At 53.2% G+C, this 18,875-nt stretch carries 19 protein-coding genes and 1 tRNA gene; 15 read left to right on the forward strand and 5 right to left on the reverse strand.

Features of this window, described 5'->3' with window-relative positions:
* Window positions 1-6 precede the first annotated feature (6 nt).
* Together map and sfsA are read right to left on the reverse strand one after the other, a co-directional pair.
* A complete protein-coding gene (gene map / locus QFZ34_RS19900) occupies window positions 7-837 on the reverse strand; it encodes a type I methionyl aminopeptidase (RefSeq protein WP_307284624.1) in 831 nt (276 codons plus the stop codon).
* A gap of 18 nt (window positions 838-855) precedes the next feature.
* Window positions 856-1,557: a DNA/RNA nuclease SfsA gene (gene sfsA / locus QFZ34_RS19905; protein ID WP_115055325.1), complete on the reverse strand. Its 702-nt coding sequence runs from the start codon at window positions 1,555-1,557 to the stop codon at window positions 856-858.
* Window positions 1,558-2,061: 504 nt separating this feature from the next.
* Here sfsA and QFZ34_RS19910 point away from each other — a divergent pair.
* Complete coding sequence (locus QFZ34_RS19910; protein WP_307284627.1) at window positions 2,062-2,238, forward strand: hypothetical protein; 177 nt, start codon at window positions 2,062-2,064, stop codon at window positions 2,236-2,238.
* 114 nt (window positions 2,239-2,352) lie between these two features.
* Here QFZ34_RS19910 and QFZ34_RS19915 read toward each other — a convergent pair.
* The 3 genes from QFZ34_RS19915 to QFZ34_RS19925 all read right to left on the reverse strand — a co-directional run bounded on the left by QFZ34_RS19915 (window position 2,353) and on the right by QFZ34_RS19925 (window position 5,862).
* Window positions 2,353-2,427 (reverse strand) — tRNA-Glu (locus QFZ34_RS19915).
* A 146-nt stretch (window positions 2,428-2,573) separates the two neighbouring features.
* A complete protein-coding gene (locus QFZ34_RS19920) occupies window positions 2,574-3,737 on the reverse strand; it encodes a D-Ala-D-Ala carboxypeptidase family metallohydrolase (protein ID WP_442439617.1) in 1,164 nt (387 codons plus the stop codon).
* A 304-nt stretch (window positions 3,738-4,041) separates the two neighbouring features.
* Window positions 4,042-5,862, reverse strand: a complete 1,821-nt coding sequence (locus QFZ34_RS19925) for a PHA/PHB synthase family protein (RefSeq protein WP_307284632.1) — start codon at window positions 5,860-5,862, stop codon at window positions 4,042-4,044.
* Between the two features lie 128 nt (window positions 5,863-5,990).
* Between QFZ34_RS19925 and QFZ34_RS19930 the strand changes: the two genes are divergently transcribed.
* The 14 genes from QFZ34_RS19930 to nuoK all read left to right on the forward strand — a co-directional run bounded on the left by QFZ34_RS19930 (window position 5,991) and on the right by nuoK (window position 18,868).
* On the forward strand, window positions 5,991-6,338 hold the full coding sequence (locus tag QFZ34_RS19930; RefSeq protein WP_115055319.1) for a hypothetical protein: 348 nt from the start codon (window positions 5,991-5,993) through the stop codon (window positions 6,336-6,338).
* 151 nt (window positions 6,339-6,489) lie between these two features.
* Window positions 6,490-7,701, forward strand: coding sequence for an MFS transporter (locus QFZ34_RS19935; protein WP_307284635.1), 1,212 nt, complete (start codon window positions 6,490-6,492; stop codon window positions 7,699-7,701).
* A gap of 436 nt (window positions 7,702-8,137) precedes the next feature.
* The gene (locus QFZ34_RS19940) at window positions 8,138-8,503 is read left to right on the forward strand and encodes an NADH-quinone oxidoreductase subunit A (protein WP_115055317.1); all 366 of its coding nucleotides are present in this window, start codon (window positions 8,138-8,140) and stop codon (window positions 8,501-8,503) included.
* Window positions 8,494-9,075 (forward strand): NuoB/complex I 20 kDa subunit family protein, encoded by a 582-nt coding sequence (locus QFZ34_RS19945; protein WP_115055314.1) that lies wholly within the window; start codon window positions 8,494-8,496, stop codon window positions 9,073-9,075. Before QFZ34_RS19940 ends, QFZ34_RS19945 begins: the two co-directional genes overlap by 10 nt.
* Window positions 9,076-9,085: 10 nt before the next feature.
* A complete protein-coding gene (locus QFZ34_RS19950) occupies window positions 9,086-9,694 on the forward strand; it encodes an NADH-quinone oxidoreductase subunit C (RefSeq protein WP_115055312.1) in 609 nt (202 codons plus the stop codon).
* 56 nt (window positions 9,695-9,750) lie between these two features.
* On the forward strand, window positions 9,751-10,941 hold the full coding sequence (locus tag QFZ34_RS19955) for an NADH-quinone oxidoreductase subunit D (RefSeq protein WP_115055310.1): 1,191 nt from the start codon (window positions 9,751-9,753) through the stop codon (window positions 10,939-10,941).
* Entirely contained in the window at window positions 10,941-12,119 is a 1,179-nt protein-coding gene (locus QFZ34_RS19960; protein ID WP_307284642.1) for an NADH-quinone oxidoreductase subunit E, read from the forward strand. The genes QFZ34_RS19955 and QFZ34_RS19960 overlap by 1 nt, the downstream gene beginning before the upstream one ends.
* A 65-nt stretch (window positions 12,120-12,184) precedes the next feature.
* Window positions 12,185-13,489: an NADH-quinone oxidoreductase subunit NuoF gene (gene nuoF, locus QFZ34_RS19965; RefSeq protein ID WP_115055306.1), complete on the forward strand. Its 1,305-nt coding sequence runs from the start codon at window positions 12,185-12,187 to the stop codon at window positions 13,487-13,489.
* 13 nt (window positions 13,490-13,502) lie between these two features.
* A complete protein-coding gene (locus tag QFZ34_RS19970) occupies window positions 13,503-14,054 on the forward strand; it encodes a helix-hairpin-helix domain-containing protein (protein ID WP_307284647.1) in 552 nt (183 codons plus the stop codon).
* A gap of 94 nt (window positions 14,055-14,148) precedes the next feature.
* Entirely contained in the window at window positions 14,149-16,230 is a 2,082-nt protein-coding gene (nuoG, locus tag QFZ34_RS19975; protein ID WP_307284650.1) for an NADH-quinone oxidoreductase subunit NuoG, read from the forward strand.
* Between the two features lie 16 nt (window positions 16,231-16,246).
* Entirely contained in the window at window positions 16,247-17,293 is a 1,047-nt protein-coding gene (gene nuoH, locus QFZ34_RS19980) for an NADH-quinone oxidoreductase subunit NuoH (RefSeq protein ID WP_115055302.1), read from the forward strand.
* Window positions 17,290-17,781: an NADH-quinone oxidoreductase subunit NuoI gene (gene nuoI / locus QFZ34_RS19985; protein WP_115055300.1), complete on the forward strand. Its 492-nt coding sequence runs from the start codon at window positions 17,290-17,292 to the stop codon at window positions 17,779-17,781. The genes nuoH and nuoI overlap by 4 nt, the downstream gene beginning before the upstream one ends.
* A 155-nt stretch (window positions 17,782-17,936) precedes the next feature.
* Entirely contained in the window at window positions 17,937-18,557 is a 621-nt protein-coding gene (locus QFZ34_RS19990) for an NADH-quinone oxidoreductase subunit J (protein WP_115055298.1), read from the forward strand.
* A gap of 2 nt (window positions 18,558-18,559) precedes the next feature.
* The gene (gene nuoK, locus QFZ34_RS19995; RefSeq protein ID WP_115055399.1) at window positions 18,560-18,868 is read left to right on the forward strand and encodes an NADH-quinone oxidoreductase subunit NuoK; all 309 of its coding nucleotides are present in this window, start codon (window positions 18,560-18,562) and stop codon (window positions 18,866-18,868) included.
* Window positions 18,869-18,875 lie beyond the last annotated feature (7 nt).

Genomic DNA, 18,875 nt, shown 5'->3' on the forward strand with positions numbered 1-18,875 from the left:
TTCCATCTATCCGAGTTTCAATCCAGGTGCGAACAGGCCAGCCGGAGACAGGGTGAAAACCTCGCAGCCCTTATTCGTGACACCCACAGTATGCTCATATTGAGCTGTCAGTGACCGGTCGCGGGTAACAGCGGTCCAACCATCGGCAAGAACCTTCACATGCGGACGGCCAAGGTTAATCATAGGTTCAATGGTAAAAATCATGCCTTCGCGCATTTCCACACCCTCGTTCGGCGTGCCGTAATGCAGGATATTGGGTGCGTCATGGAACAGTTGCCCCACACCGTGGCCGCAGAAGTCGCGAACGACGGAACAACGTTCCGCTTCAGCGTAGGTCTGTATGGCTGCGCCGATGGCACCAGTGCGTGCGCCTGGGCGAACGGCGGCAATGCCGCGCATCAGGCTTTCATGCGTTACTTCCATAAGCCGCTCTGCGGCGCGTTTGATCTCGCCAACCGGGTACATGCGGCTGGAATCACCATGCCAGCCGTCAACGATATAGGTAACGTCGATATTGACGATATCGCCCTCGCGCAACGGCTTGTCATCAGGAATACCGTGGCAGACGACATGATTGATCGACGTGCAACTGGATTTAGTGTAGCCGCGATAATTCAACGTTGCGGGCAGGGCACCTTGATCGGCACCAAACTCGAACACGAAGCGGTCAATTGTGTTGGTTGTAACGCCCGGAGCTACGATCGAGGCGAGTTCATCCAGACAGCGTGCCGTTAACTGACAAGCCTTACGCATCGCTTCGAAGCCTTCGGGGCCATGAAGCCGAATTTGCCCTGTATTTTTCAGGGGCGCGCTTTGTGCGTCGAGATAGGTAACCATTGAACTGACCGGTTGACGTTAATCTATAATCGGCATCGTGCTGACTGCAGCGATACCTGCAGGCGTGATGTGGCATTTTACGGCGTAAGCTTCAACCCCGCGCCGCATCGCCCGTTCAAAAGCCGCCGCGTAAACCGGGTCCAAATCGCCGCATATCCTCAATTGATCGCAATCTCCTCGCTGAATCACATAGAGCATCACGCCACGATGGCCAGTTTCCACCATGTTGCCAAGCTCGTCCAGATGTTTTGCGCCGCGAGCGGTGGGAGAATCGGGAAATTCGGCCAAGCCGGGCGTACGCGAAAAGTGTACGTTCTTCACTTCAACATAGGCGGTTGGACGGTTCGGGTCGGTGAGCAATATATCGATGCGTGAATTGGCACCATAACGTTGTTCGCGCTTAAGAGCGGCATAACCAGCAAGCGACGGGATTAATCCGGCAATAATCGCTTCTTCTGCAATGCGGTTGGGCAGGCCGGTATTGATTCCAACTATGTGCCCGGAGACTTCAACCATTTGCAGCGTGTGCGGGTATTTTCGCTTCAGATCGTCACTATGGGAAAGCCAGACCTTTATTCCCGGATCGGTCAAACCCAACATGGACCCGGTATTGGGGACCGAACTGGTAATAGCCTTGCCATCATCCAGAACGATGTCTGCAAGAAAGCGTTTATAGCGCTGCACCAAAGTGCCGGTAACAAGTGGGAAAGCAAAGATCATCCGGCAGAACTAGCGCAAGCCGGTCATTAAATCGATAGGTTTAAATTCAGTGGTTTCGCAACACAGCATTAATGACATCTGCGAAAGTGGTGTTGGCCATTAGGACCATGGTCGCAGCGGCCAATCCGGCCGCGAGAAATTTCAATGTAGTGTTGATATTATTATTCATACTCGTGATTTCCTGCATGAATTCATCCTAGCGGAAAACGAGCCTATAATGTGTTCCAATGACGTTTGTACAAAGGCGACCGTCATACAAAAAACCTGCCTTGGGAAAGGCAGGTAAGTTTGCTCTGGGGTGGGAGAATCGGACTCGTTGGAGGTAAAATGCGAGTCCTGTTGTCACAATGGGAATCGTGGCAACAATTTATGATATGCCAGCTCACCATTTCAGCCTCATAACTTTGTCTAACATGTCGTGACAAAGCTTGAAAAAAACCGGGCTGTTCTAATTCTTCAGAGTGTCACATGCTGCGCGGAGGGACAAACGTTAGGAGGACTTTGATGAAATACAAGATTTTCCTGCCTCTGATGGCAGTGGCGGCTTTCTCCCTTGCAGCCTGCGATAACAAGCCTGCAGACACAGGCACCCCGCCTGCGACCACTACGGAGCCTGCAACCCCACCGGCAGCTCCGGCCCCAGCAGAGCCTGCTCCATCGCAACCTGCACCAGCGAATTAACCTATCCGAGATTGAAATAACGGCCCGCTCACCCAGAGCTGGCCGTTTTTATATGCGTAAAGCACAGGCAATTATCTTTGCCGTACAAAGTGCTGATTTTTATTGGAAAAAGACTGGTACGCCCAAGGGGAATCGAACCCCTGTTTGCGCCGTGAAAGGGCGCCGTCCTAACCGCTAGACGATGGGCGCCTCCGGTGAAGCGGCTTATAGTGAAACAGTATTTCCGCCGCAACCCCATAATGCATTCTTTTTTAGAAAAAGTGCAGTTTATGCGAAATTTGTTGAAAAGACAGTTGCCCGGAAACCGTCAACCCCACGAGAAAAGCCTATTGGAATCAGCCTTTTCTGCCCGAACAGCGCCAATTCCAATCCCGGCGCGGGCCAATATCCACATGTACCGATTCGGTATGACAGTAAGTGCCGACGCCGCCACGACCTGTCATGGCGCGAGCAAAATTGGCCAATTCCCACTTGCTGATTCCAGGGACCTGAATATCAGCGGCGGCGCATGACATATGAAGAGAAGCCTTGGCGCCGTTTACTTTGCGATTATAGGGAGGACTGCGATAGCCGGAGGTTACAATGACGGATTTGCCATACTTGCGCTCGATCAGCTTCAAAATGCCCACCAGTTGCGGTTTCAGGCAGGCAACATCAACGCTTTCACGTTGAACTTTCAGGCCATTGGGTGCCAGGCGTGCAAGACCCGCCGCCGAAGCCAAAATTACAGGAGCGCCCGCTGCTTCAATGTCGTCATCTTCATAGAGACTATCGCGCTGCATGATCTGGATGCCAGCATTTGGCCGTACACCGGGCAGGGATGCAAGATGTTCAGTCCGGCCAGCAAAGGAATCAGCGGATGGAAGGTCGCTTTCAGATGCCCCGGCAGGCTTTGATTTAGGCTCGATTACCGCAACAAGCCGCTGATTGGCGGGTTTGGAGCGATTATTGGAGAACAGTCGCAAAAGTGCGCCATTGTTCTTCTGTGTAGCAGCCGCCGGTTTGGTTTCTTCCGGAGGAGCCGTGTCCGCAACGGTTGTTTCTGCAGCCTTGGGTTCAGGCTTTGTGGATTCTGCTGCCGCTGCAGGTGTTTCAGGCGCGGGAGCCGGTGCAGTCTCTGTTTTTTTCGTCATGCTTCCAAAAAGAGAAGTCCTGACGGGAGGTTGCGCAACAACGGTCGCTGCACTTGCCACTTGTACTTCTTCTGTTTTTGTCCCGGTATCAGCCGCCACATCGGTCTTTGCATCCGTCTTGGCGAGCTCAGGCTTGCTTTCGCCTGGCTTTACCGCGCCATTGACCGCCTGCAAGGCGTTTGTTTCTGTTGATCCAGCCAATGCCAGCGCCTCAGGGGTAACTTGCGCATTACCGCCAGAGGGCAGGGAGGTTTGGGTATCGCTCGCAGCAGCTTGATCAGTTGGGGCAACAGTCAATGCGGAAGTAACGCTGGGATTGGAGCCAGTAGATGTGCAAGAAGTTGCTATAAGAGCTGCAAGGCTCATAACGCATACGACTGTGCTTGCCCGTAAGGCTGAAACTGAACGCGGCAGTGTTTTCAACGATTCCCCCGTCTGGACGTCCGGCACGATTCGATAATTCAATCCGGCCCGTTTATAAGAGCATTAAGCCCACGAAGTTCTATTGAGGCGCAAATACACCGGCAGAGAGCAACAATAACTAGTTGTTTTTAGCGATCCGCACAAGACACGAACTATATACACAATGAGGCAAAAGCGTGATCTGACACTTTCCTGCCATGGTCCTTAATCGAAAGTTACAGTGAAATTTAATGCTATAGCTGCGTAATTACACGCGTATTCTCACGTAAGTGCCGGGCGCATCTGCCAATACCTGCACGTTATTTTCGCCCGGTATGTGCGGCGCGACACGCGTATTATCCTGTTTTTCTATCCAGGCATGCCAGTGATTCCACCATGATCCCGGGTGCTCGACACTCTTCTCCAACCATGATTCGAATGAACCAACAGGTGTATCTCCGGTCCAGAATTGATACTTGTTCTTGGCAGGAGGATTGACCACGCCAGCTATGTGGCCGGAACCGGAAAGGACATAGGTGATGTCGCCACCAAAATACTGGCAGCCGGTGAATACGGACAATGCGGGAGCGATGTGATCTTCTTTTGCCGCAAGATTGTAGATGGGAATCTTCACATCAGCCAGTGACAGGCTTTCGCCGGCCAGCTTCATCATTCCTTTAACGAGATTATTATCAAGGTAGCAATTGCGTAAGTAATAGGAGTGGTTGGCTGCACTCATACGCGTCGCATCTGCATTCCAGTACAGGAGGTCAAACGGGACAGGATCGCGCCCGCGCATGTAATTGTTGACGACATAGGGCCAGACAAGATCGCCAGACCGCAGCATATTGAAAGCGGTCGCCATGCGGGTTCCGTCAAGATAGCCTTCCGCAGACATTGCGTTTTCGAGGGCGCGAATCTGATCCTCGTCAACAAACACTTTCAAATCACCGGCGTGGGTGAAGTCTACCTGCGTTGTAAACAGAGTGGCACTTTTGATTCGATCTTCGCCTTCCTTGGCAAAGAGAGCGAGCGCAGCGCTAAGCAATGTGCCACCTACACAATACCCGATCGCATTGACCGCCCGTTCGCCGGTTGCAGCCTCAACTGCGTCAAGGCCGAAGCGCAAGCCCTCATTGATATAGGCTGTCCAATCCTTGTGCGCGTGCCGTTGATCCGGGTTCACCCATGAAATGACAAAAACCGAATGACCATGATCAATTGCCCATTTTATAAATGATTTTTCAGGGTTCAGATCGAGAATATAGAACTTGTTGATCCAGGGCGGGCAAATCAGGAGAGGGCGCTTGAGCACATCCTTGGTGGTGGGCTCGTATTGAATAATTTCCGCAACGTCGCTTCTGGCGATGACCTTTCCTGGTGTTGTTGCCACGTTTTCTCCAAGAGCAAACTTGGTCAAATCCGATTGGCGCAAGCGAAGATCGCCGCCGCCAGCAACAATGTCCTCCGCAAGCATTTTCATGCCGCGAACGAGATTCTCGCCATTGCTGGCAACTGTTTCCTTATAGAGTTCCGGGTTGGTCAAAAGGAAATTACTTGGTGAAGCCGCGGTTGTGATCTGTTTGACGTAAAATGACGCCTTGTGGCGCGTGTGATCATCGAGCCCTTCGGCATTCTCAACCAGGTCACCTGCCCACCTCGCAGTGACCAGATAGGCCTGTTTTAAAAAGTCAAAGAATGCGTTTCGTCCCCAATCCTCGTCAGTGAATCGCTTATCGCCCTTTTCCGGCGCAGCAATATCCTCAACTTCCTCGCCGCTTATGCGCCTGATGGAGTTTGACCAGATCGCCATATAGCTCGAAAACAATTTTGTTTGGGCTTCAAGCGCGCGGCTGGGTTCTGAGAGCCAATATTCGGAGACCTTCGATAATGTTTTGACAATATCGGTGACAGGATCGGCGAGCGTGTCGCGCTTCAAGCCTTTTTCGCGCGGCTCGACCCAGGCAGAGGCCGCTTTGCCAGCCTGTTCGATCATATGGGCGACATTGCGGGCAAAGGCCTCCGGGTCCTTGACCACATAGTGATCCAGGCTGGGTATCTTTGTGCTTTTATCGCCTTGATTATCCATACAGTGGCATCCTCCCGCCAATTCTCCCGATCAGCATTATTGACATGATAACATAAGTTGGTGCTATCCCTCCAAGGTGCATTTATTGTAGCCATGATAAATATCGTTTTTCTGAGTCAGGACACACAATGAAAATCTCGCTCAAACTGCTCATGCGCTGCTCGGCAAGCGCCGTTATGATCGTTGGCTTGAGCGCGTGCGCCAATACAAGCCCTGCGCCAATGTCGAATTCTCCAATGACAGGACCGGTCAACACCGGAACCTATCCGCATTTTACGCCTGACCCTAAAGGTGAAACGACCCAGTTTACGCCGGAAGAGAAAGACGCTTTGCGCAACCGCACGACTGCGGCAAAGAACAGCCAAAGAGGTCCTTCCGCCGATCCTGCGGCCGCTGCGCGCAAACAGGCCGAAATCCGCTTGCTGCGTCAGCAGCAGGCAGAAGATCTGAAGGCTATTGAAAGCGGCCAGCAGTAGGACCGTCCTCATTTTGCCGCTGCGCTGACCGCTATTCCAATGGCGATTAAGTAGCCATCCGATTATGCATTGCTGCATTGCACAAAAATTGGTTGTGCAGCCATCGCGGAATAGGCAGCATCATGCTTTCTCTCATTTGCGGTTGCTCGCTATGCCTTTACCGATTCTTGCCCTGGCCATTGCTTCCTTTTGCATAGGCACCACCGAGTTTGTCATCATGGGACTGCTGCCGGAAGTTGCGGCTGATCTTGGTGTATCGATCCCCAGTGCCGGACTACTCGTGACGGGTTATGCGCTAGGCGTGGTCATTGGAGCACCGATCATCGCAATAGCCACGGCTTCCCTGCCGAGAAAGCCCGTGCTCATCGGGCTTGCCATGCTCTTTGTTGTCGGCAATCTTTTTTGCGCCATCGCGCCCAATTACTGGATGCTGATGATCGCCCGTGTTGTCACTGCCTTCGGACATGGCGCTTTCTTTGGTATCGGCTCGGTTGTGGCCGCAAACCTCGTGCCACGCCATAAGCGGGCGAGCGCTATTGCGCTGATGTTTGCAGGGCTAACGCTTGCCAACATTCTTGGTGTTCCGGCTGGAACGGCTCTCGGTGAAGTTTACGGCTGGCGCGCCACCTTCTTTGCCGTTGTCGCTATTGGCGTTGCGGCTGTGATTGCAATTATAGCGCTGGTGCCGTTTTCCAAGAATGAGCCGAAAGGAAGCGGCATTCTCAGCGAGGTCAAGGTGCTGGGCAAGCTGCAGGTCTGGCTTGCCATGGTAATATCGGCGCTTGCCTCGGCCAGTCTTTTTGCGGTCTTCACCTATATCAAGCCAATCCTGACAGATGTTTCCGGCATTTCGACTTCGGCAGTAACATGGGTTCTCCTGCTTTTCGGTGCGGGCATGACTGTCGGCAATGTTATCGGCGGTAAACTCGCCGACTGGAAACTTATGCCGACCGTTATAGGGACTTTGATTGCGCTGGTGCTGACACATGTCATCTTGGCCGAGATTTCGGGTTTGCCGACAGCGATAATCATTACCGTGTTTTTCTGGGGTGTTTTGACCTTTATCATTGTTCCACCTTTGCAGATGCGAGTCGTCGAATCTGCAGATGAAGCACCAAATCTTGCAGCTACGCTCAATCAGGGTGCTTTCAACGTGGGGAATGCCTCCGGTGCCTGGATTGGTGGGGCAGCGCTTACTCTGGGCGTTCCATACCAGTATTTGCCATTCGTTGGTGCTGCCCTGGCTCTCATGGGGCTGGCTGTGGCGGTATGGTCAACTTTGCTTGACCGCAAGGCGCATCACGCCAGGATGATCTCAGAAGAAGGCGAGCAATTCGGCCTTGAACCGCTTGCCGGTATTTGAACTTCTGCCAGTGCGTAAAGTCTGCAAATCACGTGGAAGTCAAAAGGGCCTTGCGGCCCACTTATGCATGTCCGCATTTAGGGCTAAATCGGTTGTAGGACCGAATGTCGCAGTTGGGATTTGCCATGCCGGGCCGCTGCAACCTGCAATCTACATTAATATCATTCTAAAAAGCTTTTTGCGGCCTTTTTACACTAAAATGGGGGTAAAAATGCCTAAATGAGACGATATTTCCGTGGCGGAATAGCGTGTGGATGATAATACGCGCGCAGCTTCGCGACGATTGTTGCACTTGCGTGCATGGCGCTAACGCGCTAACCCTCGGCCATCGAGCCAACTTCAAAAGACGGCGCGATCTGCCGTGCATTATCGGCAGTCATGTGTATGACATGGCATTCTTGTCAGCCTGAGTTCACAAGGCAGAAAAAGACGGATCATGAACGAGCTCTTAAGTTCCTACCTGCCCATCGTTATCTTTATCGGTGTGGCGCTGGTAATCGGTCTGGCACTGTTGATTGCACCGTTTCTGGTTGCATACAGCGCGCCTGACCCTGAAAAATTGTCGGCCTATGAGTGCGGCTTTAACGCATTTGACGACGCCCGCATGAAGTTCGACGTGCGCTTTTATCTCGTCTCCATCCTCTTCATTATCTTTGATCTGGAAGTGGCCTTTCTTTTCCCCTGGGCGATATCGTTCGGTGACGTGGGTTGGTTCGGTTTCTGGTCAATGATGGTATTCCTGGGCGTCCTCACGGTCGGCTTTATTTATGAGTGGAAAAAGGGAGCGCTGGAATGGGATTGACCGACAGCACCACCACCCTTGTGGCACCGCAACCAAAGGGCATCATTGATCCCAATACGGGCAAGCCAATTGGTTCTGACGATGCTTTCTTCGGCGAGATCAATAATGAATTGGCCGATAAGGGCTTTCTCGTTACTTCCGCTGATGCATTGGTAACCTGGGCGCGCACCGGCTCGCTGATGTGGATGACCTTCGGTCTTGCATGTTGCGCGGTTGAAATGATGCATACCTCGATGCCGCGCTATGACGGCGAGCGTTTTGGTTTTGCCCCACGCGCTTCACCGCGCCAGTCCGACGTGATGATCGTCGCGGGAACGCTGACCAACAAGATGGCTCCAGCGCTGCGCAAGGTCTATGACCAGATGCCAGAACCCCGCTATGTTATCTCGATGGGCTCCTGCGCCAATGGCGGCGGTTACTATCATTATTCCTATTCTGTCGTTCGCGGCTGCGATCGGGTGGTTCCGGTAGATATTTATGTCCCCGGGTGCCCACCGACTGCTGAAGCGCTCTTGTATGGCGTGTTGATGCTGCAGAAGAAAATTCGCCGAACCGGCACGATCGAGCGATAGGGTGGGTGCGATGTTTGAAGAAGCATTGAGTGAACTTGCGACCTATCTGACGGAAAAGCCGGGTCTCACATTGAAGTCGGTTGGTATTGCCTATGGTGATCTTTCCGTAGAGGTGGATGCTGATGCGCTGCTCGCAACGCTGGCATTCCTTCGCGACGATGTGCAGTGCCAGTTCATCTCGTTGATTGACATTAGCGGCGTTGATTATCCATCGCGCGTAAATCGCTTCGATGTGGTTTATCACTTGCTTTCACCCCGCCAGAATCTGCGCATCCGGGTGAAGGTTTCAACCGATGAAGATACGCCGGTTCCTTCAGCCACGCCTGTATATCCCGGTGCTGATTGGTATGAGCGCGAGACATATGATCTTTATGGTGTTCTCTTCTCCGGTCATCCGGATCTTCGCCGCATTCTGACCGATTACGGCTTTGAGGGTCACCCGCTTCGCAAGGATTTTCCGTTGACCGGGTTTGTCGAGGTTCGCTACGACGACGAAGTAAAGCGCGTTGTCTATGAGCCGGTTGAACTCAGGCAGGAATTCCGCAACTTCGACTTCCAGTCTCCTTGGGAAGGCACCGATTATGTGCTTCCGGGCGATGAGAAGGCCAAGGTGAATTGAGGTCCGCCCGATGAGCGAGCACGGCAATCCATCCGCACAATGTCAGGAAGCCAACAATGGCTGAAACTCAAGTTCGTAACTTTAACATAAACTTTGGCCCGCAACATCCTGCGGCGCATGGCGTTTTGCGCCTCGTGCTGGAGCTTGACGGCGAAGTTGTAGCACGTGTCGACCCGCATATCGGCCTGCTGCATCGTGGCACCGAAAAGTTGATGGAAGCCAAGACCTATCTACAGGCTGTGCCTTATCTTGATCGCCTGGACTATGTGGCGCCGATGAACCAGGAGCACGCCTATGCGCTTGCTGTGGAGCGTTTGCTCAAGATCGAAGTCCCTAAGCGCGGCCAGCTGATCCGCGTGCTCTTTTCTGAAATCGGCCGTATTCTTTCCCATCTGCTGAACGTGACGACGCAGGCGATGGACGTGGGTGCGCTGACACCGCCGCTCTGGGGCTTTGAAGAGCGCGAAAAGCTGATGGTATTCTATGAGCGCGCATGTGGCGCACGCATGCATGCTGCCTATTTCCGTCCAGGTGGTGTGCACCAGGATCTGCCGGATCAGCTCATCGAAGATATTGGCAAATGGTGTGATCCATTTTTGCAAACTGTAAAAAATCTCGATGATTTGATTACGCCAAACCGTATTTTCAAGCAGCGTAACGTCGATATCGGCGTCGTAAATCTTGAAGATGCCTGGGCTTGGGGCTTTTCCGGTGTGATGGTTCGCGGCTCTGGCGCGGCTTGGGATTTGCGCAAGTCGCAGCCTTATGAATGCTATTCGGAAATGGAATTTGATGTTCCAATCGGTAAGAATGGCGATTGCTATGATCGTTATCTGATCCGTATGGAAGAGATGCGCCAGTCGGTTCGCATCATGCGCCAGTGTGTCGAGCAATTGCTTGGCAAGGAGCGGGTAGGGCCTGTTTCCAATACGTCTGCAAAGATCGTTCCGCCGAAGCGCGGTGAGATGAAGCGCTCCATGGAAGCGCTGATTCACCACTTCAAGCTCTATACTGAAGGTTACCATGTGCCTGCTGGCGAGGTTTATGCCGCAGTCGAAGCGCCAAAGGGTGAATTTGGTGTGTTTCTGGTTTCCGACGGGTCGAACAAGCCTTACCGCGTCAAGCTGCGCGCACCAGGTTTTGCCCATCTTCAAGCCATGGATTTTCTATGCCGTGGTCACATGCTAGCCGACGTTTCCGCCATTCTCGGCTCGCTTGATATCGTATTTGGTGAGGTTGATCGTTAATGTCAGTCCGTCGTCTAGCCGAAGATAACGTCCAGCCAGCTACCTTCGCGTTCAATCGCGAAAACAGCGCCTGGGCGAAGCTTGCAATCAAGAAATATCCCAAAGGCCGCGAGCAGTCCGCTGTCATCCCGCTTTTGATGCGGGCGCAGGAACAGGATGGCTGGGTCACCAAAGCAGCCATCGAGCATGTTGCAGAAATGCTCGACATGCCGATGATCCGTGTCCTTGAAGTCGCAACTTTTTACACGCAGTTTCAGCTGAAGCCGGTCGGTACGCGTGCGCATATTCAGGTTTGCGGTACAACGCCTTGCATGCTTCGCGGTTCGGAAGACCTGAAAAAGGTCTGCCAGAGCAAGATTCATCATGAGCAGTTTCATTTGAATGAATCTGGTACTTTGTCATGGGAAGAGGTTGAATGCCTCGGGGCCTGTGTCAATGCCCCCATGATCATGGTGTTCAAAGACACTTATGAAGATCTGACGCCAGAACGTCTTGAAGAGATTATCGATGCGTTCGAGGCAGGAAACGGCGCGTCCGTGCCCGTTGGCCCTCAGATTGACCGTCATTTCTCGGCTCCCCAAGGTCTTCCGACTTCGCTTATTGATACTGCCGCAACTGCCAAATCAGGCCGTGGAAGCAAGGCCGCCAGCGCAACGTCGCAGGTTCCGCCCTCCAATGCGAGCAAGCCGGTAACGCATGATGATGCAACTAATCCGGCAATCAAAACACCTTCTCCGGTGAAGGCGGCAAAGGGTGGTGAGGCGGCGACATCAAAGCCAGCGCCGACAGCCAGTTCAGCGGCCCGGATGATCAAGAACCCGCCATTGGCGGAAGGTTCGCTTGGCGAGAAGCCCGATGTGCAGACCATCAAGGCGCCTGCCAAGGCAGCTTCGCTCACTGACAATAACCGCCCGGCCGGCATCGAAAAGCCAGCGATCGTTGACGATCTCAAGTTGATTGCCGGTGTTGGCCCGAAGATTGAAGGCATTCTTCACGATCTTGGTATATTCACCTACGCGCAGGTCGCGGCGTGGAAAAAAGCCGAACGTGAATGGGTTGATAATTACCTGAATTTCAAGGGACGTATCGAGCGCGACGATTGGGTCAAGCAAGCCAAGGCTTTGGCCAAGGGCGGCGAAGCCGAATACATCAAGGTTTTCGGCAAGAAGCCGAGATAAATTGGATTGGCGGATGCGCAATTTGCATTCGCGAGTATGGACGAAGAGAGTAGGACCGGTGCGAAATGCTTGCTGATAAGGACCGCATCTTCAATAATATTTATGGCCTTCACGACAAGTCGTTGAAGGGCGTGATGTCACGCGGCCATTGGGATGGCACCGCGGGCATCATTGCCAAGGGCCGTGATTGGATCATCAACGAGATGAAGGCCTCCGGCTTGCGCGGACGCGGCGGGGCAGGCTTTCCGACCGGTCTGAAATGGTCCTTTATGCCGAAGGAAAGCGACGGCCGTCCGCATTATCTCGTTATCAATGCGGATGAATCCGAGCCGGGCACATGCAAGGATCGTGATATTATGCGGCACGATCCGCATACATTGATCGAGGGTTGCCTGATCGCCGGTTTCGCCATGGCTGCACATACCTGCTATATCTATGTGCGCGGCGAATATATCCGTGAACGCGAAGCGCTGCAGCTCGCCATTGATGAATGCTACGATGCCGGTCTGCTTGGCAAGAATAACAAGAATGGCTGGGACTACGACATCTACGTCCATCACGGCGCGGGTGCTTATATTTGCGGTGAAGAAACAGCGCTGCTTGAAAGCCTTGAAGGCAAGAAGGGTCAACCCCGCCTGAAGCCACCATTTCCGGCCAATATGGGTCTTTATGGCTGCCCGACAACTGTAAATAATGTCGAGTCCATCGCTGTTGCGCCGACCATCTTGCGTCGTGGTGCTGCCTGGTTTTCGAGTATTGGCCGTCCAAACAATGTCGGCACCAAGCTTTTCATGGTATCCGGTCATGTCAACAATCCATGTACCGTTGAAGAAGAAATGGGCATCCCTTTCCGCGAATTGATCGAACGTCATGCGGGCGGTATTCGCGGCGGTTGGGATAATTTGCTGGCCGTAATCCCAGGCGGTGCTTCGTGTCCGGTGGTTCCTGCGGCTGACATTATTGATTGCCCGATGGATTTTGACGGGCTGCGAGCCGTGAAATCATCTTTCGGAACTGCTGCAGTTATCGTCATGGACAAGTCCACGGATATTGTGCGTGCGATTGCCCGCCTTTCCTACTTCTTCAAACATGAGAGCTGTGGTCAATGCACTCCCTGCCGCGAAGGCACTGGCTGGATGTGGCGTGTCATGGAGCGCATGGTGACCGGTAATGCGCAGAAGCGCGAAATCGACATGCTGCTTGATGTAACAAAGCAGATTGAAGGCCACACGATTTGTGCATTGGGCGATGCCGCTGCATGGCCGGTTCAGGGATTGATCCGTCATTTCCGCCCGGAAATCGAACGCCGTATCGATGAGTTTTCACGTAACGCAGATGCAAGCCGTCCTGTGCTTGTGGCTGCGGAATAGGGTTGAAGGATTGATGTCCAACATCGGAAACAAACCACTGGGATCTGACTGGGCGGCTTTCTTGCCGAAACAGATGATTCCGGTTGCCAATCTATTGGCACCTCAGCTCGAGGTTGCCGCGGCTGTTTCTGTTGCGAGCACTGCTATTGCCACACGCATGTTCGGTATTTGGACAAATGCCATGCTTGGCTCGTTCGATTTGAAGACGACAGGCGTGAAACAAACCGCTCCTGTCGCTATTGCTGATCTTAAGGCAGCCATTCGTGAGAAGACAGGCGAGGCAGCAAAGGCTTCCGAACCGGCCCAGCGCAGCAAGAACGATGTTATCGCCAATTCGTTGGAAAATATTTCATCGGCAGCAATCGAGGATCTTAAAAAGATTTCGGGGGTAGGGCCGAAGCTTGAACAAGTTCTCAACTCCATGGGCATTCGTTCTTATGCGCAGATCGCAGCATGGACAGCGGATGATATTGCCAAGATTGATGGACAGCTGAAGTTGAATGGCCGGATTTCGCGGGATGACTGGGTTGGTCAGGCAAACCGTTTTGTAAGTGAAGTAAAATAAAGAGCATGCCGGTCGTACCGGCGGTATGAAATTGTTGGCGGCCTTTAAGGCAGCCGGAAAAGAATGCGGAATGTTCCGCGAGGTTGGACAGACGATGGCGAAGATCAAAGTCGACGGTAATGAAATCGAGGTACCGGATCACTACACGCTTCTGCAGGCCGCAGAAACGGCTGGTGCAGAAGTGCCGCGTTTCTGTTTCCATGAGCGTTTGTCGATCGCCGGCAATTGCCGCATGTGCCTGATCGAGGTCAAGGGTGGACCGCCTAAGCCAGCTGCTTCCTGCGCCATGGGTGTCCGCGATCTGCGTCCAGGTCCAAATGGCGAGACGCCTGAAATCTTTACCAATACGCCTATGGTCAAGAAGGCCCGCGAAGGCGTGATGGAATTTCTCTTGATCAACCATCCGCTGGATTGCCCGATCTGCGATCAGGGCGGCGAGTGCGATCTGCAAGATCAGGCGATGGCTTTTGGCGTGGATTCATCACGCTACAAGGAAAACAAGCGCGCCGTTGAGGACAAATATATCGGCCCATTGGTCAAGACGATCATGACACGCTGCATTCATTGCACGCGTTGCGTTCGCTTTACCACTGAAGTTGCTGGTATCTCCGAGCTCGGTCTGATTGGTCGCGGCGAAGATGCCGAGATCACCACCTATCTTGAACAGGCGATGACCTCCGAACTGCAGGGCAATGTGATTGATCTTTGCCCGGTTGGTGCTTTGACATCCAAGCCCTACGCTTTCCAGGCGCGGCCCTGGGAACTAACGAAGACTGAATCCATCGATGTGATGGACGCTGTCGGTTCAGCGATCCGCGTTGATACGCGAGGCCGCGAAGTGATGCGCATTCTGCCGCGCGTCAATGAGCAGGTGAACGAGGAATGGATTTCCGACAAAACACGTTTCATCTGGGACGGTTTGCGTACACAACGTCTTGACCGGCCATATATCCGCAAGGACGGACGTCTTGTTGCTGCCAGCTGGCCGGAAGCCTTTGAGGCGATCAAGGCCGCTGTTGCGAAGACAAGCGGCGAAAAGATCGGCGCGATTGCAGGCGATCTGGCAACCGTCGAAGAAATGTATGCCCTGAAGCTGCTGATGCAGTCGCTTGGTTCAGCCAATACCGATGCGCGCCAGGATGGTTCGGTGCTCAACACGGCCAATGGCCGCGCATCCTACATTTTCAACCCATCGATTGATGGAATTGAGCAAGCCGATGCGGTTTTGATCATTGGTTCGAATCCGCGCTTTGAGGCTTCCTTGCTCAATGCGCGTCTGCGCAAGCGTTGGCGAGCTGCTGGGATACCGGTTGCAGTTATCGGCGAGCAGGCCGATATGCGCTTCAAGTACGAATATCTTGGCGCGGGTGCTGAAACCCTGGCTGACCTTGCCGCCGGTTCGCTGAAGTTCCATGGCGTCCTTAAGAAAGCAAAGAATCCGCTGATTCTTATCGGTCAGGGCGCGCTTAACCGTGCTGATAGTGCGGCAGTTCTCGGTCTTGCGGCGAAAATCGCTGCTGATACCGGCGCGCTTGGCGATGAGTGGAATGGTTTTGGCGTCGTGCATACGGCTGCAAGCCGTGTCGGTGCGCTCGATATTGGCTTTGTACCGGGTGAGGGCGGCAAGACTGTTGCCGAGATGAACGGCGCACTGGATGTATTGTTCCTGCTCGGCGCTGACGAACTTCCATGGTCGGGCAAGAGCGGTGCGTTCACAGTCTATATCGGCACGCATGGCGATCAAGGTGCGCATAATGCGGACGTTATTCTGCCTGGGGCAACCTATACTGAAAAGTCCGGAACATATGTGAACACGGAAGGCCGGGTGCAGATGACCAATCGTGCCGGTTTTGCTCCGGGCAATGCCAAAGAAGATTGGGCCGTGCTGCGTGCCCTGTCTGATGTTCTTGGTAAAAAACTTCCCTTCGACTCTCTGGTGGCCTTGCGTTCGAAGCTCTATGCAGAGTATCCGCATCTGGCAGCGGTCGATGCAATCGAATCTGGTGCCTCTGCCGATGTTGCAAAGCTGGCAAATGCATCCCTTTCGATTGAAAAGACGGCCTTCGTTTCGCCGATCGCTGATTTTTACCTAACCAACCCGATAGCGCGGGCTTCTGCTGTCATGGCGGAGTGCTCTGCGCTTGCCAAGGGCGGCTTCAAGCAGGCAGCCGAGTAGGCGGGAAGAGACTGACATGGAAGACATATTCTACACGTACATCGTCCCGCTGCTGATTATCCTCGGAAAATCACTGCTGCTGCTGGTCGTGATGCTGTTGATCATCGCTTACCTGCTTTTGGCAGATCGCAAGATCTGGGCCGCTGTACAGTTGCGTCGTGGTCCAAACGTTGTCGGCCCCTTCGGTTTGCTGCAGTCCTTCGCCGATCTTCTCAAGTTTGTTGTCAAGGAACCGATTATTCCATCGGGTGCAAACAAGGGTATTTTCCTTCTTGCGCCTTTGGTTTCATCGGTTCTTGCCATGGCTGCATGGGCTGTTATCCCGGTCAATGAAGGCTGGGCCGTAGCCAACGTCAATGTCGGTATTCTTTATGTTCTCGCGATTTCGTCACTGGAAGTCTATGGCGTGATCATGGCTGGTTGGGCGTCCAACTCGAAATATCCGTTCCTCGGCGCGCTCCGGTCTGCAGCGCAGATGGTTTCCTACGAAGTCTCCATCGGCTTCGTGATTGTCACCGTCCTGCTTTGCGTGGGTTCACTGAACCTGACGGATATCGTCAATTCGCAGAGGGATGGCCTAGGCACAATGGCTGGCCTGCCAAGCTCTTTCCTTGACTGGTATTGGCTCGGCCTCTTCCCGATGTTCATCATCTTCTTCATTTCGGCTTTGGCTGAAACCAATCGCCCACCCTTTGATCTGGTTGAAGCTGAATCCGAACTCGTTGCCGGTCATATGATCGAATACTCTTCGACAGCGTTTTTGCTTTTCTTCCTCGGCGAGTATGTTGCCATCACGTTGATGTGCGCATTGACGACCATCATGTTCCTCGGTGGATGGTTGCCGCCGGTCGATGTCTGGTTCCTGAACTGGGTTCCGGGTGTTGTCTGGTTCCTGCTGAAACTCTTTATGTGCTTCTTCATGTTCGCCATGGTGAAGGCATTTGTTCCGCGGTACCGCTATGATCAGTTGATGCGTCTTGGCTGGAAAGTATTCCTCCCGATCTCGCTCTTCATGGTTGTTGCGACCGCAGCCTTTCTCAAAATCACGGGGCTTACACCATGAGTTCGCTCGCACAAGCTGCCAAATCGCTACTCCTTTTAGAGTTCGTCAACGCATTCTTTTTGTCGATGCGGCAGTTCTTCGCGCCGAAGGCAACATTGAATTATCCCTATGAAAAGGGACCAATCAGCCCGCGCTTTCGTGGTGAGCATGCGTTGCGCCGCTACCCCAATGGGGAAGAGCGCTGCATTGCCTGCAAGCTTTGCGAGGCGATCTGTCCGGCGCAGGCGATAACCATCGAAGCTGGCCCACGCCGCAATGATGGAACGCGCCGCACCGTTCGTTACGATATCGATATGGTGAAGTGCATTTACTGCGGCTTCTGTCAGGAAGCTTGCCCGGTCGATGCGATTGTCGAAGGGCCGAATTTTGAGTTCGCCACGGAAACCCGTGAAGAACTTTACTACGACAAGGAACGGTTGATCGCCAATGGCGATCGATGGGAGCGGGAACTGGCGCGCAATATCGCTCTGGACGCGCCTTACCGTTAATTGACGACTGCGCGCTTGTGTCCATGTCCGGTCGCTTCAACCAGACATGAACATGCGCTAAGACGCATGAAATTTGGAAGGACCGGTTGCCGAATGTGCGGCCGATTCGTTGAAAATGGCAGAACATTCTGCCGGAATGGAAATCGGGGGAACCCATGCTGACAGGTATAGCGGCGGCGTTTTTTTACCTCTTCGCCTTCATAACAATCGCCAGTGCTTTCATGGTGATTGCAGCCCGCAATCCAGTGCATTCCGTACTGTTCCTTATCCTTGCCTTCTTTAATGCGGCGGGACTGTTCCTGCTGACCGGCGCTGAATTCCTGGCGATGATCCTTCTTGTTGTCTATGTCGGTGCGGTGGCTGTTCTCTTCCTCTTCGTTGTCATGATGTTGGATGTGGACTTTGCCGAACTGAAAAGCGGCGCCTTGCAGTATGCTCCGGTTGGGGCGCTTGTTGGTATTATCCTTGCAGTTGAATTGATTGTGGTGCTCGGCGGTTCAGTCTTTGCGCCAAATGTTGCGTCGGTCGTCGTTCAGCCAACGCCGGACATTGCCACACGGTCCAATACGGCGGCGCTCGGCGATATTCTCTACACTGATTACGTTTATTTCTTCCAGATTGCAGGTCTTGTGCTGCTGGTTGCAATGATCGGTGCGATCGTCCTGACGCTGCGCCACAAGGAGGGCATCAAGCGTCAGAATATCTCGCAGCAGGTCGCGCGCACGCCTGAAACGGCGGTCGAGATCAAACAGGTTGAAACAGGCAAAGGTATTTGATGATGGAAATCGGTATCGCTCACTATCTCACTGTCTCTGCCTTGTTGTTCACGATGGGCATCTTCGGCATTTTCCTTAACAGGAAGAACGTGATCATTATCCTGATGTCGGTCGAATTGATCCTTCTGGCAGTTAATTTGAATTTCGTGGCTTTCTCAGCCGCGTTGGGTGATCTGGTTGGCCAGATCTTCGCATTGTTTGTTCTGACTGTTGCTGCTGCCGAGGCTGCGATCGGTCTTGCAATTCTCGTCGTGTTCTACCGCAATCGTGGGTCGATTGCCGTGGAAGACGTCAATATGATGAAAGGTTGACGGGGGC

The sequence above is a fragment of the Phyllobacterium ifriqiyense genome (assembly GCF_030817885.1).
Classification (GTDB): Bacteria; Pseudomonadota; Alphaproteobacteria; order Rhizobiales; family Rhizobiaceae; genus Phyllobacterium; species Phyllobacterium ifriqiyense.

Bases quoted from the DNA above. Each gene is read 5' to 3' on its own strand.
- QFZ34_RS19945 (WP_115055314.1), top strand. From the start codon at position 8,494: ATGGGATTGACCGACAGCACCACCACCCTTGTGGCACCGCAACCAAAG.
- QFZ34_RS19955 (WP_115055310.1), top strand. From the start codon at position 9,751: ATGGCTGAAACTCAAGTTCGTAACTTTAACATAAACTTTGGCCCGCAA.
- nuoI (WP_115055300.1), top strand. From the start codon at position 17,290: ATGAGTTCGCTCGCACAAGCTGCCAAATCGCTACTCCTTTTAGAGTTC.
- nuoH (WP_115055302.1), top strand. From the start codon at position 16,247: ATGGAAGACATATTCTACACGTACATCGTCCCGCTGCTGATTATCCTC.
- QFZ34_RS19940 (WP_115055317.1), top strand. From the start codon at position 8,138: ATGAACGAGCTCTTAAGTTCCTACCTGCCCATCGTTATCTTTATCGGT.
- QFZ34_RS19920 (WP_442439617.1), bottom strand. From the start codon at position 3,737: ATGAGCCTTGCAGCTCTTATAGCAACTTCTTGCACATCTACTGGCTCC.
- QFZ34_RS19925 (WP_307284632.1), bottom strand. From the start codon at position 5,862: ATGGATAATCAAGGCGATAAAAGCACAAAGATACCCAGCCTGGATCAC.
- QFZ34_RS19910 (WP_307284627.1), top strand. From the start codon at position 2,062: ATGAAATACAAGATTTTCCTGCCTCTGATGGCAGTGGCGGCTTTCTCC.
- QFZ34_RS19960 (WP_307284642.1), top strand. From the start codon at position 10,941: ATGTCAGTCCGTCGTCTAGCCGAAGATAACGTCCAGCCAGCTACCTTC.
- nuoF (WP_115055306.1), top strand. From the start codon at position 12,185: ATGCTTGCTGATAAGGACCGCATCTTCAATAATATTTATGGCCTTCAC.
- QFZ34_RS19970 (WP_307284647.1), top strand. From the start codon at position 13,503: ATGTCCAACATCGGAAACAAACCACTGGGATCTGACTGGGCGGCTTTC.
- nuoK (WP_115055399.1), top strand. From the start codon at position 18,560: ATGGAAATCGGTATCGCTCACTATCTCACTGTCTCTGCCTTGTTGTTC.
- sfsA (WP_115055325.1), bottom strand. From the start codon at position 1,557: ATGATCTTTGCTTTCCCACTTGTTACCGGCACTTTGGTGCAGCGCTAT.
- QFZ34_RS19930 (WP_115055319.1), top strand. From the start codon at position 5,991: ATGAAAATCTCGCTCAAACTGCTCATGCGCTGCTCGGCAAGCGCCGTT.
- QFZ34_RS19990 (WP_115055298.1), top strand. From the start codon at position 17,937: ATGCTGACAGGTATAGCGGCGGCGTTTTTTTACCTCTTCGCCTTCATA.
- nuoG (WP_307284650.1), top strand. From the start codon at position 14,149: ATGGCGAAGATCAAAGTCGACGGTAATGAAATCGAGGTACCGGATCAC.
- QFZ34_RS19935 (WP_307284635.1), top strand. From the start codon at position 6,490: ATGCCTTTACCGATTCTTGCCCTGGCCATTGCTTCCTTTTGCATAGGC.
- QFZ34_RS19950 (WP_115055312.1), top strand. From the start codon at position 9,086: ATGTTTGAAGAAGCATTGAGTGAACTTGCGACCTATCTGACGGAAAAG.
- map (WP_307284624.1), bottom strand. From the start codon at position 837: ATGGTTACCTATCTCGACGCACAAAGCGCGCCCCTGAAAAATACAGGG.